Annotated in this window: 25 protein-coding genes and 1 tRNA gene; 17 read left to right on the forward strand and 9 right to left on the reverse strand. The window is 73.1% G+C overall.

Features of this window, described 5'->3' with window-relative positions:
• The first annotated feature begins 139 nt into the window (after positions 1-139).
• Entirely contained in the window at positions 140-463 is a 324-nt protein-coding gene (locus ACFC1T_RS30815) for a hypothetical protein (RefSeq protein ID WP_375893802.1), read from the forward strand.
• 40 nt (positions 464-503) lie between these two features.
• Here ACFC1T_RS30815 and ACFC1T_RS30820 read toward each other — a convergent pair whose 3' ends face one another.
• Positions 504-836 carry an ArsR/SmtB family transcription factor gene (locus ACFC1T_RS30820; protein ID WP_375893805.1) on the reverse strand — a complete coding sequence of 111 codons (333 nt, stop codon included), beginning with the start codon at positions 834-836 and terminating at the stop codon, positions 504-506.
• A 215-nt stretch (positions 837-1,051) separates the two neighbouring features.
• A complete protein-coding gene (locus ACFC1T_RS30825) occupies positions 1,052-1,282 on the reverse strand; it encodes a hypothetical protein (RefSeq protein ID WP_375893807.1) in 231 nt (76 codons plus the stop codon).
• Positions 1,283-1,665: 383 nt separating this feature from the next.
• Here ACFC1T_RS30825 and ACFC1T_RS30830 point away from each other — a divergent pair, with 383 nt between their 5' ends.
• The 7 genes from ACFC1T_RS30830 (at position 1,666) to ACFC1T_RS30860 (ending at position 6,398) form a co-directional block, all read left to right on the forward strand.
• Positions 1,666-1,869 carry a cold-shock protein gene (locus ACFC1T_RS30830; RefSeq protein WP_375893810.1) on the forward strand — a complete coding sequence of 68 codons (204 nt, stop codon included), beginning with the start codon at positions 1,666-1,668 and terminating at the stop codon, positions 1,867-1,869.
• Between the two features lie 185 nt (positions 1,870-2,054).
• Positions 2,055-2,537 carry a MarR family winged helix-turn-helix transcriptional regulator gene (locus ACFC1T_RS30835; RefSeq protein ID WP_375893813.1) on the forward strand — a complete coding sequence of 161 codons (483 nt, stop codon included), beginning with the start codon at positions 2,055-2,057 and terminating at the stop codon, positions 2,535-2,537.
• On the forward strand, positions 2,534-3,457 hold the full coding sequence (locus ACFC1T_RS30840; RefSeq protein WP_375893816.1) for an ATP-binding cassette domain-containing protein: 924 nt from the start codon (positions 2,534-2,536) through the stop codon (positions 3,455-3,457). The genes ACFC1T_RS30835 and ACFC1T_RS30840 overlap by 4 nt, the downstream gene beginning before the upstream one ends.
• On the forward strand, positions 3,417-4,298 hold the full coding sequence (locus ACFC1T_RS30845; protein WP_375893819.1) for an ABC transporter permease: 882 nt from the start codon (positions 3,417-3,419) through the stop codon (positions 4,296-4,298). Before ACFC1T_RS30840 ends, ACFC1T_RS30845 begins: the two co-directional genes overlap by 41 nt.
• A 49-nt stretch (positions 4,299-4,347) precedes the next feature.
• A complete protein-coding gene (locus tag ACFC1T_RS30850; protein ID WP_375893821.1) occupies positions 4,348-4,638 on the forward strand; it encodes a hypothetical protein in 291 nt (96 codons plus the stop codon).
• Positions 4,639-4,775: 137 nt separating this feature from the next.
• The gene (locus ACFC1T_RS30855; protein WP_375893823.1) at positions 4,776-5,327 is read left to right on the forward strand and encodes a pyridoxamine 5'-phosphate oxidase family protein; all 552 of its coding nucleotides are present in this window, start codon (positions 4,776-4,778) and stop codon (positions 5,325-5,327) included.
• A 114-nt stretch (positions 5,328-5,441) separates the two neighbouring features.
• On the forward strand, positions 5,442-6,398 hold the full coding sequence (locus ACFC1T_RS30860) for a helix-turn-helix transcriptional regulator (protein WP_375893826.1): 957 nt from the start codon (positions 5,442-5,444) through the stop codon (positions 6,396-6,398).
• 16 nt (positions 6,399-6,414) lie between these two features.
• Here ACFC1T_RS30860 and ACFC1T_RS30865 read toward each other — a convergent pair whose 3' ends face one another.
• Together ACFC1T_RS30865 and ACFC1T_RS30870 are read right to left on the reverse strand one after the other, a co-directional pair.
• The gene (locus ACFC1T_RS30865; protein WP_375893829.1) at positions 6,415-6,804 is read right to left on the reverse strand and encodes a hypothetical protein; all 390 of its coding nucleotides are present in this window, start codon (positions 6,802-6,804) and stop codon (positions 6,415-6,417) included.
• On the reverse strand, positions 6,801-7,145 hold the full coding sequence (locus tag ACFC1T_RS30870; RefSeq protein ID WP_375893831.1) for a hypothetical protein: 345 nt from the start codon (positions 7,143-7,145) through the stop codon (positions 6,801-6,803). Before ACFC1T_RS30870 ends, ACFC1T_RS30865 begins: the two co-directional genes overlap by 4 nt.
• 537 nt (positions 7,146-7,682) lie before the next feature.
• Here ACFC1T_RS30870 and ACFC1T_RS30875 point away from each other — a divergent pair.
• The 5 genes from ACFC1T_RS30875 (at position 7,683) to add (ending at position 11,979) form a co-directional block, all read left to right on the forward strand.
• Positions 7,683-7,762: transfer RNA gene (locus ACFC1T_RS30875), tRNA-Tyr, on the forward strand.
• Between the two features lie 100 nt (positions 7,763-7,862).
• Entirely contained in the window at positions 7,863-8,636 is a 774-nt protein-coding gene (locus ACFC1T_RS30880; protein WP_375893834.1) for a GNAT family N-acetyltransferase, read from the forward strand.
• Positions 8,637-8,717: 81 nt separating this feature from the next.
• Positions 8,718-9,023: a YciI family protein gene (locus tag ACFC1T_RS30885; protein WP_375893836.1), complete on the forward strand. Its 306-nt coding sequence runs from the start codon at positions 8,718-8,720 to the stop codon at positions 9,021-9,023.
• Positions 9,024-9,242: 219 nt separating this feature from the next.
• Positions 9,243-10,883, forward strand: a complete 1,641-nt coding sequence (gene pgm, locus ACFC1T_RS30890) for a phosphoglucomutase (alpha-D-glucose-1,6-bisphosphate-dependent) (RefSeq protein ID WP_375893838.1) — start codon at positions 9,243-9,245, stop codon at positions 10,881-10,883.
• A gap of 142 nt (positions 10,884-11,025) precedes the next feature.
• Entirely contained in the window at positions 11,026-11,979 is a 954-nt protein-coding gene (gene add, locus ACFC1T_RS30895) for an adenosine deaminase (RefSeq protein WP_375893841.1), read from the forward strand.
• 96 nt (positions 11,980-12,075) lie between these two features.
• Here the strand turns inward: add and ACFC1T_RS30900 are convergent, their stop codons facing one another.
• A complete protein-coding gene (locus ACFC1T_RS30900; protein ID WP_375893844.1) occupies positions 12,076-13,260 on the reverse strand; it encodes an MFS transporter in 1,185 nt (394 codons plus the stop codon).
• Between the two features lie 142 nt (positions 13,261-13,402).
• On the opposite strand from ACFC1T_RS30900, the gene ACFC1T_RS30905 reads away from it, so the two are divergent.
• From ACFC1T_RS30905 to ACFC1T_RS30915, 3 genes are all read left to right on the forward strand, one after another.
• Positions 13,403-13,753 (forward strand): ArsR/SmtB family transcription factor, encoded by a 351-nt coding sequence (locus ACFC1T_RS30905; RefSeq protein WP_375893846.1) that lies wholly within the window; start codon positions 13,403-13,405, stop codon positions 13,751-13,753.
• A gap of 72 nt (positions 13,754-13,825) precedes the next feature.
• The gene (locus ACFC1T_RS30910) at positions 13,826-14,398 is read left to right on the forward strand and encodes an SMI1/KNR4 family protein (RefSeq protein WP_375893848.1); all 573 of its coding nucleotides are present in this window, start codon (positions 13,826-13,828) and stop codon (positions 14,396-14,398) included.
• Between the two features lie 158 nt (positions 14,399-14,556).
• The gene (locus tag ACFC1T_RS30915; protein ID WP_375893850.1) at positions 14,557-15,285 is read left to right on the forward strand and encodes an HAD family hydrolase; all 729 of its coding nucleotides are present in this window, start codon (positions 14,557-14,559) and stop codon (positions 15,283-15,285) included.
• A 35-nt stretch (positions 15,286-15,320) separates the two neighbouring features.
• On the opposite strand, the gene ACFC1T_RS30920 is transcribed toward ACFC1T_RS30915, so the two are convergent.
• The 4 genes from ACFC1T_RS30920 to ACFC1T_RS30935 all read right to left on the reverse strand — a co-directional run bounded on the left by ACFC1T_RS30920 (position 15,321) and on the right by ACFC1T_RS30935 (position 17,299).
• Positions 15,321-15,791, reverse strand: a complete 471-nt coding sequence (locus ACFC1T_RS30920; RefSeq protein ID WP_375893852.1) for a hypothetical protein — start codon at positions 15,789-15,791, stop codon at positions 15,321-15,323.
• Positions 15,784-16,248: a DUF6228 family protein gene (locus tag ACFC1T_RS30925; protein WP_375893855.1), complete on the reverse strand. Its 465-nt coding sequence runs from the start codon at positions 16,246-16,248 to the stop codon at positions 15,784-15,786. Before ACFC1T_RS30925 ends, ACFC1T_RS30920 begins: the two co-directional genes overlap by 8 nt.
• A gap of 81 nt (positions 16,249-16,329) precedes the next feature.
• Positions 16,330-16,521: a hypothetical protein gene (locus ACFC1T_RS30930; RefSeq protein ID WP_375893858.1), complete on the reverse strand. Its 192-nt coding sequence runs from the start codon at positions 16,519-16,521 to the stop codon at positions 16,330-16,332.
• A 121-nt stretch (positions 16,522-16,642) separates the two neighbouring features.
• Entirely contained in the window at positions 16,643-17,299 is a 657-nt protein-coding gene (locus ACFC1T_RS30935) for a GNAT family N-acetyltransferase (RefSeq protein ID WP_375893861.1), read from the reverse strand.
• Between the two features lie 90 nt (positions 17,300-17,389).
• On the opposite strand from ACFC1T_RS30935, the gene ACFC1T_RS30940 reads away from it, so the two are divergent.
• Positions 17,390-18,591, forward strand: a 1,202-nt coding sequence (locus tag ACFC1T_RS30940) for an AMP-binding protein (RefSeq protein WP_375893864.1), incomplete at its 3' end; no start/stop codon positions are given.

The raw sequence follows: 18,591 nt of genomic DNA on the forward strand, positions 1-18,591 counted from the left end.
TCATCGTCTTCGACAACTTCGGCAACTTCGGCAACAGGGAGCTCCTTCGATTCGAGCCATACCATACGGTCGGATTTCCTCGAAGGTAAGTCTTGACTTGTACGGTGCAGACATGTCCCTGTGACTGAATTCCATCACTTTGTCAATCGCCAATTACGTATCCGGAAAAGGGGAATTCGGGAGCATTCTCGCGACCCTGGTCGACCTCCTGGGCAAACCGATCGCCGAGGCGGACGCCCTCTGCATCCCCACCGCCGGACACGGGGGCCCGTACGGGGATCCGCACGGGCCATGGCGTTTCATCAGTGGGCAGTCCCCCAATCCCATGACCGAGTTGGGGTGGAAGTCGGTGGGCGTACTGGAGCTCACCGCCCTGCCCGGCATTGACACGGAACGCTGGGTTTCCTGGGTCCGCGAGGCGGACGCCCTTCTCGTCAACGGCGGCGACGCGCCCGGCCCCTGACCCCCGGCTCGGAGACGCTGGGGCCGGAGGCCAGGGGATTTCAGGGAATGTCGTGGGCTTCGGTGTCGGCGGCCGCGATGACTGCGGTCAGGAGGCCGGGGAAGCGTTGTTCGAGTTCCTCGGTGCGGAGGGTGTTCATCTTCGTGGTGCCGACGTAGTACTGCCGTACCACTCCGGCCGCGCGCAGGACGGAGAAGTGGTGGCTGGAGGTGGACCGTCCGACGGGTAGGTCGAAGGAGCCGCAGCTCAGGTCAGCGCCCGAGTGGGCGAGGGTGTGCACCACTTTGCGCCTCGCCGGGTCGGCGAGGGCCTCCAACACCTGCTGGACGTTGACGTCCTCCACACCGGGGTGCACGATCACTCGCGCCGTCACGCGTGCCCGTCCCACACCCACCACCCCTTCCCACGCCTGGCCCCCGTTCCGAGTCGAACCCCCGTCAACCGCCGCGCACGGTGCGCGACTTCATGGCAGACGCTACTACGGGACGGGCCCCGCCATGCCCGCTGCAACACCTCTGCACCACAGGTCGAGCACCGGATGTGCACGTTCCGCCCGGGTGCGCCCGGGGCCGGCCGGGCGGGGCCGGGCTAGGAGTAGTACTTGTGGAGGTCGTCCGAGGCCATGCCGGTGCCGTGGTGGACGGCGCGGCTGGAGTAGGTGCTGCGCAGGTGGGTGGCCTGGCGGGTGCGTTCCAACTCGACCAGCAGCCCCGCGTCTTCGGAGTGTGTGCCGCGGGCCCTCTCCCGGCGGATCAGGACGACGGTGGTGCCGATGATGGTGGCGACCAGTGCGGCGAGGAGCAGGACGACGGTGCCCATGTTCTCGTTCCCCCTTGTTCCGGTCCCGGGTCGGGCCCGGCGGGTGGCGGCGGGCCCCTTCCGGGGACTGTGAAGATCCTTGCACGGAACGTCCGGGATGGTCCGGTATCTGAGCGAATCCTGAGCAAGGAACGGGCGGGTGCCGGCAGGGGCGGGCCGGCCCGGCGCCCGGAGCCGCGGTGCCGATGCGCGAACGCCTGGCCGGGGTGGGCGGGTTGGAAGTGGCCGGATCTGGGCGAAAGCCGGATGTGGACGGCGACCGGTCGGTAGCATGATCATTGAAATTCGCTGTCCGCGGTACTGCTGAACGCACTGTTCCTGGACGCGACCACCGTGAGGGGTGCGCAGCAGCGCGCACCCCTTCGTCCCGAAGGGAGATCGGCATGGCCACGGGTACTGTGAAGTGGTTCAACGGGGAGAAGGGCTACGGGTTCATCGCGCAGGACGACGGCGGCCCGGACGTTTTCGTCCACTTCTCCGCGATTCAGGGCAGCGGCTACCGCAACCTGGAGGAGAACCAGCCGGTCGAGTTCGAGGTCACGCAGGGCCAGAAGGGCCCGCAGGCCGAGCAGGTCCGCGCGATCTGACCAGGCGGGCCCACGTAGGCCCCGCACACAGGCCCCGTACCGGCGAGCAAGCGCCGGTGCGGGGCCTTTTGCTGCGCGCCGTCCGCCGTCCGCCGTCCGCACCTCACCGCGCCCCTGTGTCCGCCTCCGTCCGCCCCGGTCCGCCCTCTCGACAGATACCTCTTACTGAGAGCTAAAATCGGAGTATGGAGACAGGACCCACCCACCCGCCCGACGGCGCCCTCGCCGACGAGTTCTCCACCCTCCTCACCGGCATCCAGCGGATGCTGCGCCGCCGCCTGCGCCAGGGCCTGGACCAGCCCCGCCTGCGCGGGGCCCAGGTCGAACTGCTGCACCTGGTGATGGACACCCCGGGCCTGCGGGTCTCCGCCGCTGCCGAGGAACTGTGCCTGGCCGGCAACTCGGTCTCCACCCTCGTCAACCAGCTCGTCGCCCAGGACATGCTGCGCCGCGAGGTGGACCCCGCCGACCGCCGGGCCGCCCTGCTGTACGCCACCGAGGCCGCCCACCAGCGCATCGAGGCCTGGCGCGAGCGGCGCCGGGCACTGACCGGCGAGCTGGTCGCGGGCCTGCCCGGCCCCGAACGGGCCGCGCTGGCCGCCGCCCTGCCCGCGCTGCGCTCCCTCACCCAGGGGCTGCGCGACCTGCCCGAGGAGGACCCGCGATGACCGAACCGGAACCAGCAGGAACACCGGAAACGCCAGGAACACCGGAAACGCCAGGAATACCGGGAACGCCGGGAACACCAGGCGCGGCGGAGGCCGTGGTGTGCCGGGGCCTGGAGTACAGCTTCACCCACGGCCGTGGCAGGACCACCCGCGCGGTGGACGGCATCGACCTGACCGTACGGACCGGTGAGGTCTTCGGCCTCCTCGGCCCCAACGGTGCGGGCAAGACCACCACCATCCGCGCGATCACCACCCTGCTGCCCGCCGGCCCCGGCATGGTGCGCGTCTTCGGCCACGACGCGGCCCGCCGCCCCATGGAGGTACGGCGCCTGCTCGGCTACGTGCCGCAGCAGTTGTCCGCCGACGCCGGGCTGACCGGTCGGGAGAACGTCGCCCTGTTCGCCCGGGTCTTCGACGTCCCAAGGAGGGAGCGGTCCCGCCGCGTCGCCCAGGCGCTGGCCGCCGTCGACCTCACCGACGCCGCCGACCGGATGGCCGGCACCTACTCCGGTGGCATGGTGCGCCGCCTCGAACTCGCCCAGGCCCTGGTCAGCGCCCCGCGCCTGCTCGTCCTGGACGAGCCCACCATCGGCCTGGACCCCATCGCCCGCACCGGCGTGTGGGAGCGCGTGGACGCCGTGCGACGGGCCACCGGCATGACCGTCCTGGTCACCACCCACTACATGGACGAGGCCGAGCGCCACTGCGACCGCATCGCCCTGATGGACCGCGGCCGCATCCGGGCCCTGGGCACCCCCGCCGAGCTCAAGGAGGGCATCCGCGACGCCCTCCCCGGCGGCGACGAACCCACCCTCGACGACGTGTTCCGCCACTTCGCCGGCCGTGACCTGGCCGACGCCACGGAAGGAGACTTCGGCGATGTCCGCCGCACCCGCCGCACCGCCAGCCGCGTCGGCTGAGCCCCCCACCCCCGGCACCACCCCCGCCGGTGTCCCGGACCTGAGCCTGCTGCTGGTGCCCCCGCGCGCCCGCACCGGCTGGCGCCTGGTGCCCGCCCGGGTCGGCGCGATGTGCGCGGTGGAACTCCAGAAGCTGCGCCACGACCGTACTGAGCTCTACACCCGCGCCGTCCAGCCGGCCCTCTGGCTGTTGATCTTCGGCGAGACCTTCACCCGCCTCAAGGCCATCCCCACCGGCGGCATCCCCTACCTCGACTACCTGGCCCCGGGCATCATCGCCCAGTCCGCGATGTTCATCGCGATCTTCTACGGCATCATGATCATCTGGGAGCGGGACTCCGGCGTCCTCACCAAACTCCTGGTCACCCCCACCCCGCGCGCCGCCCTGGTCACCGGCAAGGCCTTCGCCGCCGGCGTCAAAGCCGTCCTGCAAGCCGTCGTCGTGGTCCTGATCGCCGCCGCCCTCGGCGTCGCCATGACCTGGAACCCGCTGCGCCTGCTCGGTGTGGTCGTCGCGGTGCTGCTCGGCTCGGCGTTCTTCTCCTGCCTCTCGATGGCCATCGCCGGGATCGTCCTCACCCGCGACCGCCTGATGGGCATCGGCCAGGCCATCACCATGCCGCTGTTCTTCGGCTCCAACGCCCTCTACCCGGTCGACCTGATGCCCGGCTGGCTGCAGGCCGTCAGCAAGGCCAACCCGCTCAGCTACCAGGTCGACGCCCTCCGCGGCCTCCTCATCGGCACCCCCTCCCACCTCCCCCTGGACTTCGCCGTCCTGGCCGCCGCCACCGCGGCCGGCATCGCCGCCGCCTCCGCCCTCCTGGCCCGCCTGGCCCGCTGAGGCGCCCGCCCCCGCGCACGAGTTCCTCCCCTTCTCTTCTCCGAGGAGCATGTTGAGCGAGCATTCTGAGAGCTACCACGTCACCGGGAATCCAATGCTCGACGCCGACGGCGTCACCATCTGGCAGCGGTACGGCGGACGGGCCCCGGAGGGGTACTTCTACGACGGGTGGCACAAGTTCGAGCCCGGTCACCCCCGCTACGACGAGCTTCTTCCGCAGGCGCGGCAGAATCCGCGGGACGTCGATGAGGGTGAGAGCAAGGCCCCGATTCACCCCGAGACCATGGCCATCCTGGACGAGATGCAGCGAAAGACTCGGGAGCGGAACGCGGGGCAGTAGCGGCGACGGCGGCGTACTGTCCGGAGACGGCAGGGGGAAAGGCGACAGGAGGTGTCGGGTTTCGCCGCGAGAGTGGGGGGACCGGTCGGCGCGGTGACGGCGTCGGCCGGGGCCACGTACCACGGACAAGGGATCCCATGCTCGAGACGCCCGACGACCTCGCCCGCCTCCAGGCCCTCCTGGACGCCTCGCTCGCCCGCTCCACCGCCCATCTGCGCTCGATCATCAGCAGCGAGCGCACCCTCACCGCCGTCCAGTTGACCCGGGTGCTCACCGGGATGTGCACGCTCGCGCTGTCCACCGTCACCGCCAAGGGCGAGCCGCGGATCAGTGGGGTGGACGGTCACTTCCTGAACGGCAGGTGGTACTTCGGCACCGCGCGCACCGCCGCCAAGGCCCGTCACCTGGCGGCCCGGCCCGCCGTCAGCGCGGCCCATCTGCGGGGGGAGGACCTGGGCGTGTTCACCCACGGCACCGTGGAGACCCTCAACCCCCGGGATGGCGAGCCGGCCGCCGACTGGCCCGAACTCCTGTCCTACTTCCAGGACTTCTACGGCCGTGACGTCTTCGACTGGGAGCACGACGTCGTCTACTACCGGCTGCGTCCGCACTGGATGGCCGCCTTCGCCTCCGATCCGGCCGAGCTCCTCGCGACGGTGGAGCGGGCCGAGCGGGCCGAGCGGGCCTGACCATGACCGTGGCCGTGCCCGGCGTCGGCCCGTACGTCGGGATGCGTCGGGTGCGGCGCGGGCGGTGACAATGGGGTGGCGGACAGCAGGGGCGGACGGACGAGGAGGGCCGGGGTGCGGGCGAGCCGGGCGATCGCGCTGCTGCTGCTCCTGCAGCACCGGCGCAGCATGACCGCCGCCGACCTCGCGGCCGAGCTGGAGGTCTCCGAACGCACCGTGCAGCGCGACGTCGCCGCCCTGGCCGAGGCCGGGGTGCCGGTGTACGCCGAGCGGGGGCGGGGCGGCGGCTATCGGCTGGTCGACGGCTACCGCACCCGCCTGACCGGTCTGGAGCGTACCGAAGCCGCCGTCCTGCACCTGGCCGGCCTGCCCGGCCCGCTGCGCGACATGGGCCTGGCCGGGCAGGCCCTGGCGGCCCGGCTCAAGGTCGCCGCCGCCCTGGGCGACGCCCCCGCGGCCGCCGCCCAGCGCTTCCACCTGGACGCCCCGGCCTGGTTCCGCGAGGCCGGGACCCCGCCGCTGCTGGCCGAGGTCTCCCGCGCGGTCTGGGAGGACCGGGTGCTGCACGCCCGCTACACCGCGCGCGGCGGCACCCGGCAGCGTCGGCTGGAACCGTACGGCCTGGTCCTCAAGGCCGGGCAGTGGTACGTAGCGGCCCGCAGCCCCTCGGGGCGCATCGGCTCCTACCGGGTCGACCGCTTCGAGACCGCCGAGGCAGGCGAGGAACGCTTCGACCGCGACCCGGACTTCGACCTCGCCGCCTACTGGGACGAGGCCGCCCGCGCGTTCACCCGGACCATGCTGCGCGAACGGGCGCTGGTGCGGCTCAGCCCGTGGGCCGTGGCCAACCTGGCCGCCCTGCTGGAGGCCACCGCCGCTGCCGACGCCCTCGCCACCGCCGGCCCGCCGGACGCCGAGGGCTGGGTCACCGTGACCCTGCCCGTGGAGGACCAGGAGATCGGCTACCTCGAACTCCTTCGCCTGGGACCGGAGGCCGAGGCCCTCGGCCCGCCCGAACTGCGCGCCCGCCTGGCCGAGGCCACCCGCCGCGCGGCCGCTCTCTACACCTGAGCCGGGGCGGGCCCGGTCAGGTGCTGCTGTCCGGTCGTGGCGTCCGTCCTTCCTGGTCGAGGCGCGTGAGTGCGCCGCGCGCGAACTGCTCGTACCTGGTCTGGTGCCAGGGTGCGTCGGTGGGGATGTGTGCGGCGGCGTCGACCGCTTCGTGGAGGAGTGCGCGTCGTGCGTGGGGCTGGTCGGCCAGGCGGGGGTGGTCGCTGAGGCCGAGCAGGACTCTGGTGAGGTGGTAGGCGTGGGCGCGGGGGTTGACGGCGAAGAGGGTGCGGTAGACCCACAGGCCTTCCTCGCCGTCGAGGGCCCAGTGGTCGCTGATCAGGAGCTGGATCCGGGCCCGCAGGACCAGGTCCGGGTGCGGTACCGGGTTCGGGCGCGGTGTCGGGTTCTCGTCGGTGCCGTTCATCGGGCGCCTGCCTGCCCGAGCCGGCGCTCGAACTCCTGGAGCTGCGGCACGGTGTGCTCCCACATGCGGCGCTGGTGGGCGGGGGCGTCGGTGGGGATGTGCGCGCTCGCGGCGTGGGCTTCCTCCAGCAGCGCCTCCCGGGCGCCGGGCCGGGCTGCCGCGCGGGGGCTGGTCTCGGCGAGCGTGCGCAGGACGTAGGCGAGCTTGTAGGCGTACACGTGGGGGTTGACGGCGAACAGGGGCCGGTAGACCCGCAGGCCCTCCTCGCCCTCCAGGATCCGCTCGTTGTGGCTCAGCAGGGTGATCCGGGCCTTCAGGACCAGGTCCGCGTGGACGTTCATGTGGCGTGTCCCCCTTCGTCGTTGCTCTCGTTCGCACCCCGCCCCCCTCGGGCCGCCGCGGCCGTGTCCAGCCCGTTTCCGGCGGTGTCCGGCCGTGTCCGGGCACGGCGGCGTGCGCGCCGGCCGCCCGGGAGAGTGCGGGCGGCGGCGCGAAGGCCGTCGGGGGAGTGGGGTGTTGCACGAGTGTGCGGGGTGCGCGGGGGCGGCGGCAAGGCACAAGAAGGGTGTGCTGAGTCCTACCGATCCCTGGCCTGAGCTGGCAGGATTGGGGTCGGCACCCTCCCGGGGCCGGGCCCGGAAAACCTGTTGCGCCCCAAGAGCGCATGCGGCACGCTGATCGCGGAACACACCGACGCAGCGCAGGGAAAGGGGAACGGGCCATGGCCAGCAGTGCCGCTCGATATCGCCCCCGCCCGCGCGCGTTCGGCTATCGCCCGGCGCGCTGAGCGTCCCCTCCCCACGGGCGTTCCCTTCTTACGAGCGTCCCCCGCTGCCCGCGCCCTCCTGGCATTGCGGGCCGGGTGCGGACGCGACCCCGGGCGAGCTGGGCACTGGAGAGCCCAAGGGCCTGTAAAGCCCCCGCTTCGGCTGTGGCGGTTCGAATCCGCCCTCGCCCACCCCATTCCCGCGCACCATCCCCGAATCCCCAGGTGGCCCAGTGGGTCGATGCCTGATTGGCCCTGTGTGGCCGGTCAATTCGGTACTACGGTAGGCAGCATGACAACCGGAACCGCCGCGACCGACCAGCCCGTATCCCTCACCCTTGCCGAGGCGCCGCTGCGTCAGGCCCGCAACTCGGCTGCCTTCTGGGCCGCGACGGGCGACTCCCGCGGCCACGAGGTGATCCGGCGCCGCGGCTTCCTCGCCGTCGACGGCGACGAGCGCGCCGGCCTGCGGATCCTCGTTCAGGAGAACGACCTCGACCAGGGCGAACTGGCCGAGCTGGCCGAACTGGTGCGCCGGGCCCCCGGACCGGTCAACGCCGAGGACCCGTTCAGCGCCACCGACCTGAGCCACCTGGGCCTGCGCAACTGGCAGATGCCCGTCATGCTGCGCCTGCCCGCCCCTGCCCCGGCGGGCGGATCAGGGCTGGACGTGGTGCGGGTGAGCGGTGGCGAGGACCTCCGGGCGGCCGAGCGGGTCGTGATCGAGGGGTTCGAGCTGGCCGCCTTCGAGCCCTACCGCCCCGGCGAGCTGTTCCCGGAGGCGCTGATCGGCCGCCCGGGCGTGGACGTCTTCCTCGCCTCGCACCAGGGGGTCGCCGCGGGCGCCTGCGTCAGGGTCGTGGACGAGGGCCTCGCCAGCCACTACTGGGTCGGCACCGCGCCCGCCTTCCGCTCGCGCGGTGTGGGCCGGGCCGTCATGACCGCCTCGCTCGCCGACCTCGCCCAGGTGCCGGCCACCCTCACCGCCTCCAAGCTGGGCCGCCCGCTGTACGAGTCGCTGGGCTACACCGTCGCCGCGCCCTCGACCTGGTGGGCCGCCCGCTGAACCGCGGTGCTCCGGTGCCCCGGTGCCCCGGTTCTCCGCCCTGCCGCCCCGCCGGTCGGCCCGCGCCGCTAGCCTGACGGCATGTTCGTACTGGAGCTGACGTACACCACCGCCGAGCTGGAGCGGATCGACGAAGCCCTGCCCGCGCACGTGGCGTGGCTGAACGGCCACTACGCGGCCGGCACCTTCCTGACCTCGGGCCGCAAGGTGCCGCGCGACGGCGGGGTGATCCTCGCGGCGGGCGAGGACCGGGCCGCGATCGAGGCGCTGGTGGCCACCGACCCGTTCGTCCGGCTGGGCCTGACCGAGTACCGGGTGACGGAGTTCCTGGCCACCGTCACCGCCCCGGCGCTGGAGGCGTACCGCCAGCAACTGCCCGCCTCCTGAACCCTCCCGAACCCCTCCCGGACTGTTCCCGGACTCCCTCCGCGTTCCTCCGGACTCCTCCGCGCTCCTCCGTAGCCCACCCGCGCCCTGCGCGGAATCCCGCTCCCGTGCCCCGGACCCGCCCGTACGGTTCGGGGCACGGTCGTCTTGTGGCTACGATCGGTGAGCGCGGGGCGAGGACGTAACGCGAGTGTTCGTGGAATCGGCGGGAGTGGACGGATGGGACACGCACGGGCCGGGCAGCCGGCGCAGCCCGGGGACCTGGTGGATGTGGCGCGGTTGGTGACGGCGTACTACGCGCTGCGCCCCGATCCGCAGGAGGTGGCGCAGCGGGTCGCGTTCGGGACGTCGGGGCACCGCGGCTCCTCGTTGGACGTGGCGTTCAACGAGGACCACATCGCCGCGACCACGCAGGCGATCTGCGAGTACCGGGCCGAACAGGGCGTCGCGGGCCCGCTGTTCCTCGGCGCGGACACCCACGCGCTGTCCGAGCCGGCCAAGGCGACGGCGTTGGAGGTCTTGGCGGCCAACGGTGTGCGGGTGCTCATCGACGACGCCGACGGGTACACGCCCACGCCGGCGGTCTCGCACGCGATCCTGGCGCACAACCGGCGCAGTCCGCGGGCGTTGGCGGACGGGATCGTGGTGACGCCGTCGCACAATCCGCCGCGTGACGGCGGCTTCAAGTACAACCCGCCCAGTGGGGGGCCGGCGGGGTCGCAGGCCACCGGGTGGATCCAGGACCGCGCGAACGAGCTGATCCGCGAGGGTCTGCGGGGGGTGAAGCGGGTCCCGTACGCGCGGGCGCTGGCCGCGGCCACCACGGAGCGGTACGACTTCCTGGGCTCCTACGTGGAGGACCTGCCGTCGGTGCTGGACCTGGACGCGGTGCGGGCGTCGGGGCTGCGGATCGGCGCGGACCCGCTGGGCGGGGCGTCGGTGGCCTACTGGGGGCGCATCGCGGAGGTGCACCGTCTGGACCTGACCGTGGTCAACCCGGTGACGGATCCGACCTGGCGCTTCATGACGCTGGACTGGGACGGGAAGATCCGCATGGACTGCTCCTCGCCGGCGGCGATGGCGTCCCTGATCGGCCGCAAGGACGAGTACGCGATCGCCACCGGCAACGACGCCGACGCCGACCGGCACGGGATCGTCACGCCCGACGGGGGGCTGATGAACCCCAACCACTACCTGGCGGTGGCGGTCGACTACCTGTACCGCCACCGGGCCGACTGGCCCCGGGACGCGGCGGTCGGCAAGACCCTGGTGTCCTCCTCGATGCTGGACCGGGTCGCCGCCGATCTGGGACGTGCGCTGACGGAGGTCCCGGTCGGCTTCAAGTGGTTCGTCGACGGCCTGCTGGAGGGTTCGATCGCCTTCGGCGGCGAGGAGAGCGCGGGCGCCTCGTTCCTGCGCCGTGACGGCGGGGTGTGGACCACCGACAAGGACGGCATCCTGCTGGCCCTGCTCGCCGCCGAGATCACCGCGGTCACCGGCGCCACCCCCAGCGCGTACTACCGCGAACTGACGGAGCGTCACGGTGCTCCGGCCTACGCCCGTGTCGACGCCCCGGCGGATCGCGAGCAGAAGGCGCGTCTGGCGCGTCTGGCGCCGGAGCAGGTCACGGCGGGCGAGCTGGCGGGGGAGAAGATCACCGCGGTGCTCTCCCACGCGCCGGGCAACGGGGCGGCCATCGGCGGTCTCAAGGTGTGCACGGACAACGCCTGGTTCGCGGCCCGCCCGTCGGGCACGGAGGACGTGTACAAGATCTACGCCGAGTCGTTCCTGGGCACCGAGCACCTGGGCCGGGTGCAGGAGGAGGCCCGCGCCCTGGTCGGCGAGGTCCTCGGCGGCTGAGCCGCCCGGCTTCGGGCGTCGGCCCCGGCGGCGGCCCCGGACGCGGTCCCGGCGCTCAGGCCGGGGCCGCGTCCGGCGGCCGCCTCCGTACGCGGGCGGCCGCCGGACGGCCGCCCGTCCGATCTGTGGAATGCTCCCGCACATGACGACGAAGAAGATCGAACTGCATGTGCACCTGGAGGGGTCGATCCAGCCGCGGACGCTGCTGGAGATCGCCCGGCGCAACCACGAGCCACTTCCCGTCGACACGGTCGAAGGCCTGGCCGAGCTCTACCGGTTCACCGATTTCCGTCACTTCATCGAGGTGTGGGTGATGACGACCAACTGCCTGCGCACCGCCGACGACTTCCGCCAGGTGGTCGTCGACTACGCACGGCAGGCGGCCGGCCAGGGCGCGGTCTACCTGGAGGGCATCTTCTCCCCCGCGGAGCGCGTGGAGGCGGACGGGATCGGCTGGGACGAGATCTTCACGGGCTACTGCGAAGGCGCCGTCGAGGCCGAGGAGCACTTCGGCGTGACGGTGCGGCTGACCCCGGACCTCTACCGCGGGTGCCCCGTGGACCTGGCCGAGGAGTGCGCACGGGTCGCGGTCCGCTACCGGGACCGCGGCGTGGTCGGCCTGGGCATCGGCGGCGACGAGCGGCGCGGTCCGCTCGCGCCCTACGGCAAGGCCGTACGGATCGCCCAGGACGGCGGACTCGCGTTCGTGCCGCACGCGGGGGAGACCGCCGGCCCGGAGTCGATCCGGGAGGCCCTCGACCTCGGCGCGGTCAGACTGCGCCACGGCATCCGGGCCGTGGAGGACCCGCAGCTGCTGGCCGAGATCGTCGACCGGAGCGTGGTGCTCGACGTGTGCCCGACCTCCAACGTACGGACCGGTGTCGTCCGCGACCTCTCCGAGCACCCGCTGCCGCGGCTGCGCGAAGCCGGCGCGCTGTGCTCGATCAACACCGACGACCCGGCCATGTTCGGCACCGACCTCAACCGTGAGCACGACGTGGCGGCCGGCCTCGGGCTCGACGCCTCCGCCGCCTACGCCGCCGGTCTGGCCGGCGCGCTCTGCGACGACGCCGTCCGCGCCCGCCTGCTTCCCTGACGGCGCGCCCGGCCGTCCGCTCGCCCGGTCGTCCGCTCGCCCGGCCGTCCGCCCGTCCGGGCCCCGCAGGTGGTGCTCGGGGGCCAGTGCGGTGGTTCAGGTGCGGGCGGGGGTGGGCGGCGTGGCGGTGGCCTCGGCGGGGGTGCGCTGGTCGCGGGTGGTGGCCGCGGCGGTGGCGCAGGCCACGAGGGCGAGTACGGCCGCGGCCAGCGGGAACCAGCGGGTGCCCAGGACCGTGATGGCGGCTGATCCGGCGAGGCCTCCGGCGGCCGTGCCGAGGTAGAGGGCGCTGCTGTTGAGGGAGATCAGCAGGGGTGCGTTCGCGGGGTCGATCGAGGCCAGCCGGTGGGGCAGGGCGATGGAGACGGCCCATCCGGCCAGGGGGACGACGGCCGCGTACGCCAGCGCTCCGGGCATGCTGCGCCCCAGCCAGGGCAGGGCGGTGAAGGCGCAGGCGGCGACGGCGGAGCCGGTCAGCAGGACGGCCCGCACCCCGGCGCGGTCGACCAGGCGTCCGCCCAGCCAACTGCCGGCGACGGAGAGCACGCCGGCGGTGAGCAGGATGAGGCTCAGTTTGTCGGCGTCGCCGCCGGTGGCGCCGTGCACGGCGGTGGCGAGGTAGATGTAGACGCTCTGGAAGGCGAGGAAGAAGGTGAGGGTGGTGGCGGCGGCGCCGAGGACGCGGCGTGAGGCGAGGGGGGCCAGCCGGGCGGTGAGGGTGGGGGCGGCGGTGGGGGCGGGCAGGTCGCGCAGCAGGAGCGCGAGTCCGGCGAGTGCGGCCAGGCCGAGGACGGTGACCAGCCACATGGTCAGGCGCCAGTCGGTGCGTCCCACCCAGGTGCCCAGTGGCACGCCCAGCGCGGTGGCCACCGTCATGCCGCCCAGCACGGTGGCCAGGGCCCGGCCGCGCCGCTCGGGGGCGACCAGGGTGGTGGCCACGGCGTTGGCGGTGGGGGTGTAGAGGGCGGCGCCGGCGGCGGCGAGCACCCGGGTGGCCAGCAGCAGGGGGTAGGTGGGGGCGAGGGCGCTGAGGGCGTTGGCGGCGCTGAACAGGGCGAGCGCGGTCAGCAGCAGGCGCCGGCGCGGCCAGCGGGCGGTGGCGGCGGCCAGTGGCGGGGCCAGCACGGCGTAGCCGAGTGCGAAGACGGTGACGAGCTGGCCGGCGGCGCCCACCGACACGTGCAGGTCGGCGGCGATGGGTCCGAGGATGCCGGCGACCACCATCGAGTCGGTGCCCATGGCAAAGGTGCCGAGGGCGAGCAGGAGCAGGCGTACGGGCACGGAGAGCCCCCCGGGTCAATTGTTGGACGAACATGCAACGGTTTGACGCTCGCCAAACAATCGGGGATTGGTGGATAATTGTCAAACCATTCCTGCTGTCGCCCGCGCCCCGTGCGGGACCCCGAGGACCGGAGCCCCACCCATGACCGACGACGAGCGGCTGCCCCAGCCCCCCACCGCCGACATCGACCTCGTCACGGTCCTGCACGCCCTCGGCGACCCCGTGCGCATGCGCCTGCTGCTCAGCTACGCCGACGGCGCCGAACACTCCTGCGGCCCCCGCGACCTGGGCCTGGACCACCTCCACAAGTCGACCGTCTCCCACCACATGCGCGTCCTGCGCGAAGCTGGCGTCACCACCACCCGCGTCGCCGGCCGCAACCGCTTCGTCAGCCTGCGCCGCACCGACCTCGACGCCCGCTTCCCCGGGCTGCTCGACGCCCTCCTCGCCTCCGCCCCGCGGCCGGCGGCGGTGGCGGCCGCCGACGCCTGAGGGCGCCCCGTCCCCGCGGTTGCCGGGCCACCCGGGAACAGACCGGTGCCGCCGTCGTGACAGCCTGGTCCGGTGGAGGACCTCATCGCTACCCAGACACCGCACCGCCGCCTGCTCGACCCTGACGAGGCGATCGCGGAACTCGAACGCGCCGTACCCGGCTTCGACGCACTGCGCCTCGCGGTGCCCGCGACCTTCGACTGGCCGGCCCTCGAGGCCGCGCTGGGCTCCCCGGTACCCGCCGACTACCAGCGCCTCTGCGAGCTCTACCCCCCGTTCGTACTCGGCGACTTCCTCTCCGTCCACCACCCGACGGCCGGCCGCGAGCGGGAGTGGCCGCAGTGGCTCCAGGACGATCTGGAGACCGTGGCGGAGTGGTGCGAGGACAGCGACCCCGTCATCCCGCTGCGCCCGTACCCGAGCCCGGGCGGCTTCCTCCCGTGGGGCGGTTCGAACCAGGGCGACGTGTTCCTGTGGAGCACCAGCCCGGCGGGCCCGCAGGAGTGGACGGTCACGGTCGCCTCGCGCAGCGGAGCCTGGTGGCACTACAGCGGCGGCCTGGTGCAGTTCCTGGCCGACCTGACCAGCGAAGCCATCCACCCCTGGGGCCTGCCCAGGGTCCGGCCCCAATCCCGTCCGTGGTGACGACGGCGATCGGACGCCGCGACGTAGCCGCCCCGCGGGAGTGGAGCCGACCACGCCCGCACCGCACCGGCCCGACAGCACCCTCGGCGCCTCCACGCCCCCACCAGCCGCGTAAGGTGCAGGACGCACCGCGGACACACGGAAATGGGGGACGGTCCATGCCGATCGGGGGCGTGCTCTTCGACATCGACGACACCTTGTTCGACTACACCCACTCGGAAGAGGCGGGCATCCTCGCCCACCTGCGAGACGTCGGCCTGCTGGAACGGTTCCCCAACCCCCGGGCCGCCCTGGACCTGTGGCGCGCCGTCATGGAGCACAGCTACGCCCGCTACCTCGCCAGGGAACTCACCCTGCGCGGCCAGCAGTGCGAACGCACCCGCCGCTTCCTCGCCCACCTCGGCCAGGACGCCGCCGAACACCTCACCGACGACCAGGCCGCCGCCTGGTTCGCCGGCTACGCCGCCCACCGCGACGCCGCCTGGCGCGCCTTCCCCGACGCCGAACCCACCCTGCGCCGCCTCGCCCCCCACTACCGCCTGGGCATCGTTTCCAACTCCGACACCGACCACCAGCGCCGCAAACTGCGCGCCATCGGCCTGCTGGAGCACGTCGGCGACGTCATCGTCTGCTCCGACCAGCACGGCGAGGCCAAACCCGCCCCCAGCATCTTCCACGCCGCCTGCACCGCGCTGGGCCTGCCCCCGCACGAAGTCGCCTACGTCGGCGACAACTACACCGTCGACGCCCAAGGTGCCCACGCCGCCGGCCTCCACGCCTTCTGGCTCGACCGCGCCGCCACCACCACCCCGGTCGCCGAAGGCATCCACGTGCTCCACGCCCTCCACCCCCTCGCCCCCGCCCTCACCGCCCTCCCCGCCCCCTGACCTCCGGGACCCCTCGGCCCGCACGGGCCCGGGGTTCAGGACGCCGGGTCGGACCGGTGCGTGCGCCAGAGCGACCTGAGGGCTTCGAGCTCGGCGCGGGGGAAGTGTTCGCCCCACTTGCCGCGATATCCGCTCTCGCCGTACCTCGTGGCGACTTCGTCGAAGCAACGGATCACTGCTCGCGCCACGGCGTCGACGCTCTGCTGGGTCGACCAGATCTCGGTCCCGGCGTTGTCGTGCTTGGCGCCGTCCGGTAGTTGGAGGAGGCGGATCCACACGTCGTCGCCTGCGCGGTAGAAGATCCACCGGAAAGCGGTGGGCTCTGCCTCGAACTGGGCACGTGTCTCGGCTTCACCGCCGACCAGTCGGGCGACCGCTTCCAGGAGGTCCTCGGGGGCGTTGGTGATGTACGACGCCGTGACTTCGGCATCGGCTTGACCGTCAGCGATACTGCAGTCCGCCCACCCGGGGCCGTTGAGAGCCCAGACGAGCCGCAGGTCAGCCACGGCCGCCGTCCTGCCGGATGAGGAAGCGTCGGACACCGACCGCGAGGGCAGACATCCGCTCGCCGGCGTCGAGCCAAGTCGTGACGGACGCCTCCCAACCACCGGCCGCACTTCGCCATGGGCGGAGAGTCCAGGTCAGCCCGATGTGACCGCCGGAGCGGAAGACCGCGCTGATGCTGAGATCGCGGTCGCTGGTCTGCCAGACCCGCTGCCCGTCCCAGCCGTGGAAGTCGGCCGCCAGCCCCTCCAGGAAGGGCGCCAGGTCGGCGCCCCGGTTCCAGGCGACCACCCCGTCAACGCGCATGGTCAGCCCCGGCGCGGACGCCTCGACGGCGTACTGCACGCGGTCCTCGTCGGGCCGGGAGGAGTCGCAGAGCCGCACACTGACGAAGCGGTTGTTCTGGCAGCGGACGGCTACGGAGGCTGGCGTGTCGAGGCCGGTGTCGTGGGAGCTCACCGGTTGAACGATAGGTCACGGAGGCCCCTCGCCGGCGACGCGAACTGCTGAACGAGGACAACACCGCCGACCGTCGATGAGTCACAGCGCCCACCAGCAGTTGAGCCGTTGGTCGGAAGCCTGAGCACGCTGGGCCAGACCGGCCAGGGCATCCAGGACACCGGCCGCGACCTCGACGCTGACCCCGATCTGCCGGAGCTCGTCGGTCTCCGACCACAGCTCGGCACAGCGGATGAGGTCGTCCTGCGATGCCGAGGCGAGGGCAGCGGCCAAGGTATCCGTCAGGCTGGCTTGGGGCGGGTGTTCCCCCGTGGGGCCGGAGCGCGGGGGAAGTCGGCCGGGCCGACTTCTGGTGCGCGGGGCTTGCCGGTCCCGGGGGATGGCGGGTAGGGGGTCAGGAGGGTGGGGTGTCGGCGCCGAAGAGGGTGCGGCAGGTGGGGGTGAGGCCGGTGACGGTGACGGGGACGGGCGGGCCCTGCCAGTGGTCGCGGGACAGGCGCAGGCGCTGGGACTCCACCACCCGGCCGTCGAGGACGTCGAGGGTGATGCCGTCGTCGCGGTAGCCGAGCTTGCGGGAGACCGCGAGGGAGGAGTGGTTGTCGGTGAAGGACACCGACGTCGCCGAGCGGGCGCCCAGCTCGGCGAACGCCAGGTGGAGCATCGCCGCGCGCATCTCGGTGCCCAGCCCACGGCCCTGGTGCTCCAGGCCCACCCATGAACCGGAGGCGATCTCGCGCCGCACCGCGAACTCCTGGGCCCGCATGTCCTGCACGCCCACCGGCCGCCCCTCGTGGAAGGCCACCAGGTCCAGCGCCCAGTGCTGCGCCGTCCAGCGCCCCATCCGCCGCCAGTGCATCTGCAGGACGTGCCGGGCCCGTTCGGCGGGCGCCAGCTCGCCCCACGGGGTGAGGAAGGGGCGCTGGCCGGGCGCGTGGACCCCGCGCGCGGCGAGGTCGGCGACCTCGGACAGCTCGTCCTCGCGGGGAAGGCGCAGCTCCAGGCGCGGCGTGGTGACGCGCAGGCCCTTCAACGGCCAGTGGTCGGTGATCATCGGCCCAGTGTGCCGGGACCCGGCGCCGCCCGCACCCCGGTTTTCGCGCCCGCGCCGGGGCACGGCAGTGCCGGGGCTAGGGTGGGGACCATGGTTGCCCCTTCCGCAGCACAAGCGGCCGACAGCGCCCGGGAGTTCGTCAGCGCCCCCGCCCTGATCCTGCGCTCCCTCGCCTCGCATCCCGAACGGCTCGCCATCACCTCCGCCGACGGCGACGGGATCACCGCCGGCGACTTCGCCGCCACCGCCTACCGCCTCGCCCACGAGCTCCTGGCCCGCGGTGCCGGTCGCGGCAGCACCGTCACCCTGCTCACCGGCAACACCCCCGAGGCCCTCGCGGCCCGCTACGCGGCCGGTCTGGCCGGGGCCCGGGTGGTCAACCTGTACGACGGGATGAGCGCCCCCGTGCTGGCCGAGATCGTGGCCAGCGTGGACACCACCGTGCTCCTCGTCGACGCCGAACGGTACGCGGGCGCCGCCGAGTTGCTGCCGCTGATCGACGTCCCGACGGTCCTCACCCTCGGCCCCGGCCCCGACACCATCGGGGGCATCGGGGGCATCGGGAGCATCGGGGAGGACGCCATCGCCGCCAGCGCCGTCCACCCCGCCACCGACCCGGCCGTGGCCCTCGGCCCCGGCGACGACCTCGGCATCCGCCACACCGGCGGCACCACCGGCATCCCCAAGGGCATCCTCAGCCTCCACGGCCCCTACCGCAGTGCCTTCGACTTCCCCGCCTTCTCCGACGCCCGCCCCGCCGACGAGAAGCCCCGGCTGCTCGCCGCCACCCCCCTCGCCCATCTCGCCGGCGTCCTCGCCGACCTGACCCTGCACCACGGCGGCTCCGTCGTCCTGCAGCGCGGCTTCGAACCCGGCGAGGTCCTCGCCGCGATCGAGCGCGAACGCATCACCGACCTGTTCGTCCTGCCCCCGCTGCTGTACCGGCTGCTCGACCACCCGGCCCTGGTCCGCACCGACCTGTCCGGCCTGCGCCGCCTCTCCTACGGCGGCTGCGCGGCCTCCCCGGCCCGCGTCCGCGAGGCCCTCAAGGCGTTCGGGCCCGTCCTGGTCAGCGGCTACGGCATGTCCGAGGCGCAGAACATCGCCGTCCTGGGCCCGCACGAGCACGACCGCACCGGCCTCGGCGGCCAGCTGTCGGTGGGCCGCCCCCTGCCGGGCGTCCAGGTGCAGATCCGTGCCGCCGACGGCACCGTGCTGCCCGCCGGCGAGCAGGGCGAGATCCACGTCCGCTCCGCCACCCTGATGGCCGGCTACTGGAAGCAGCCCGAACT

This window comes from Kitasatospora sp. NPDC056076 (genome assembly GCF_042266305.1).
Classification (GTDB): domain Bacteria; phylum Actinomycetota; class Actinomycetes; order Streptomycetales; family Streptomycetaceae; genus Kitasatospora.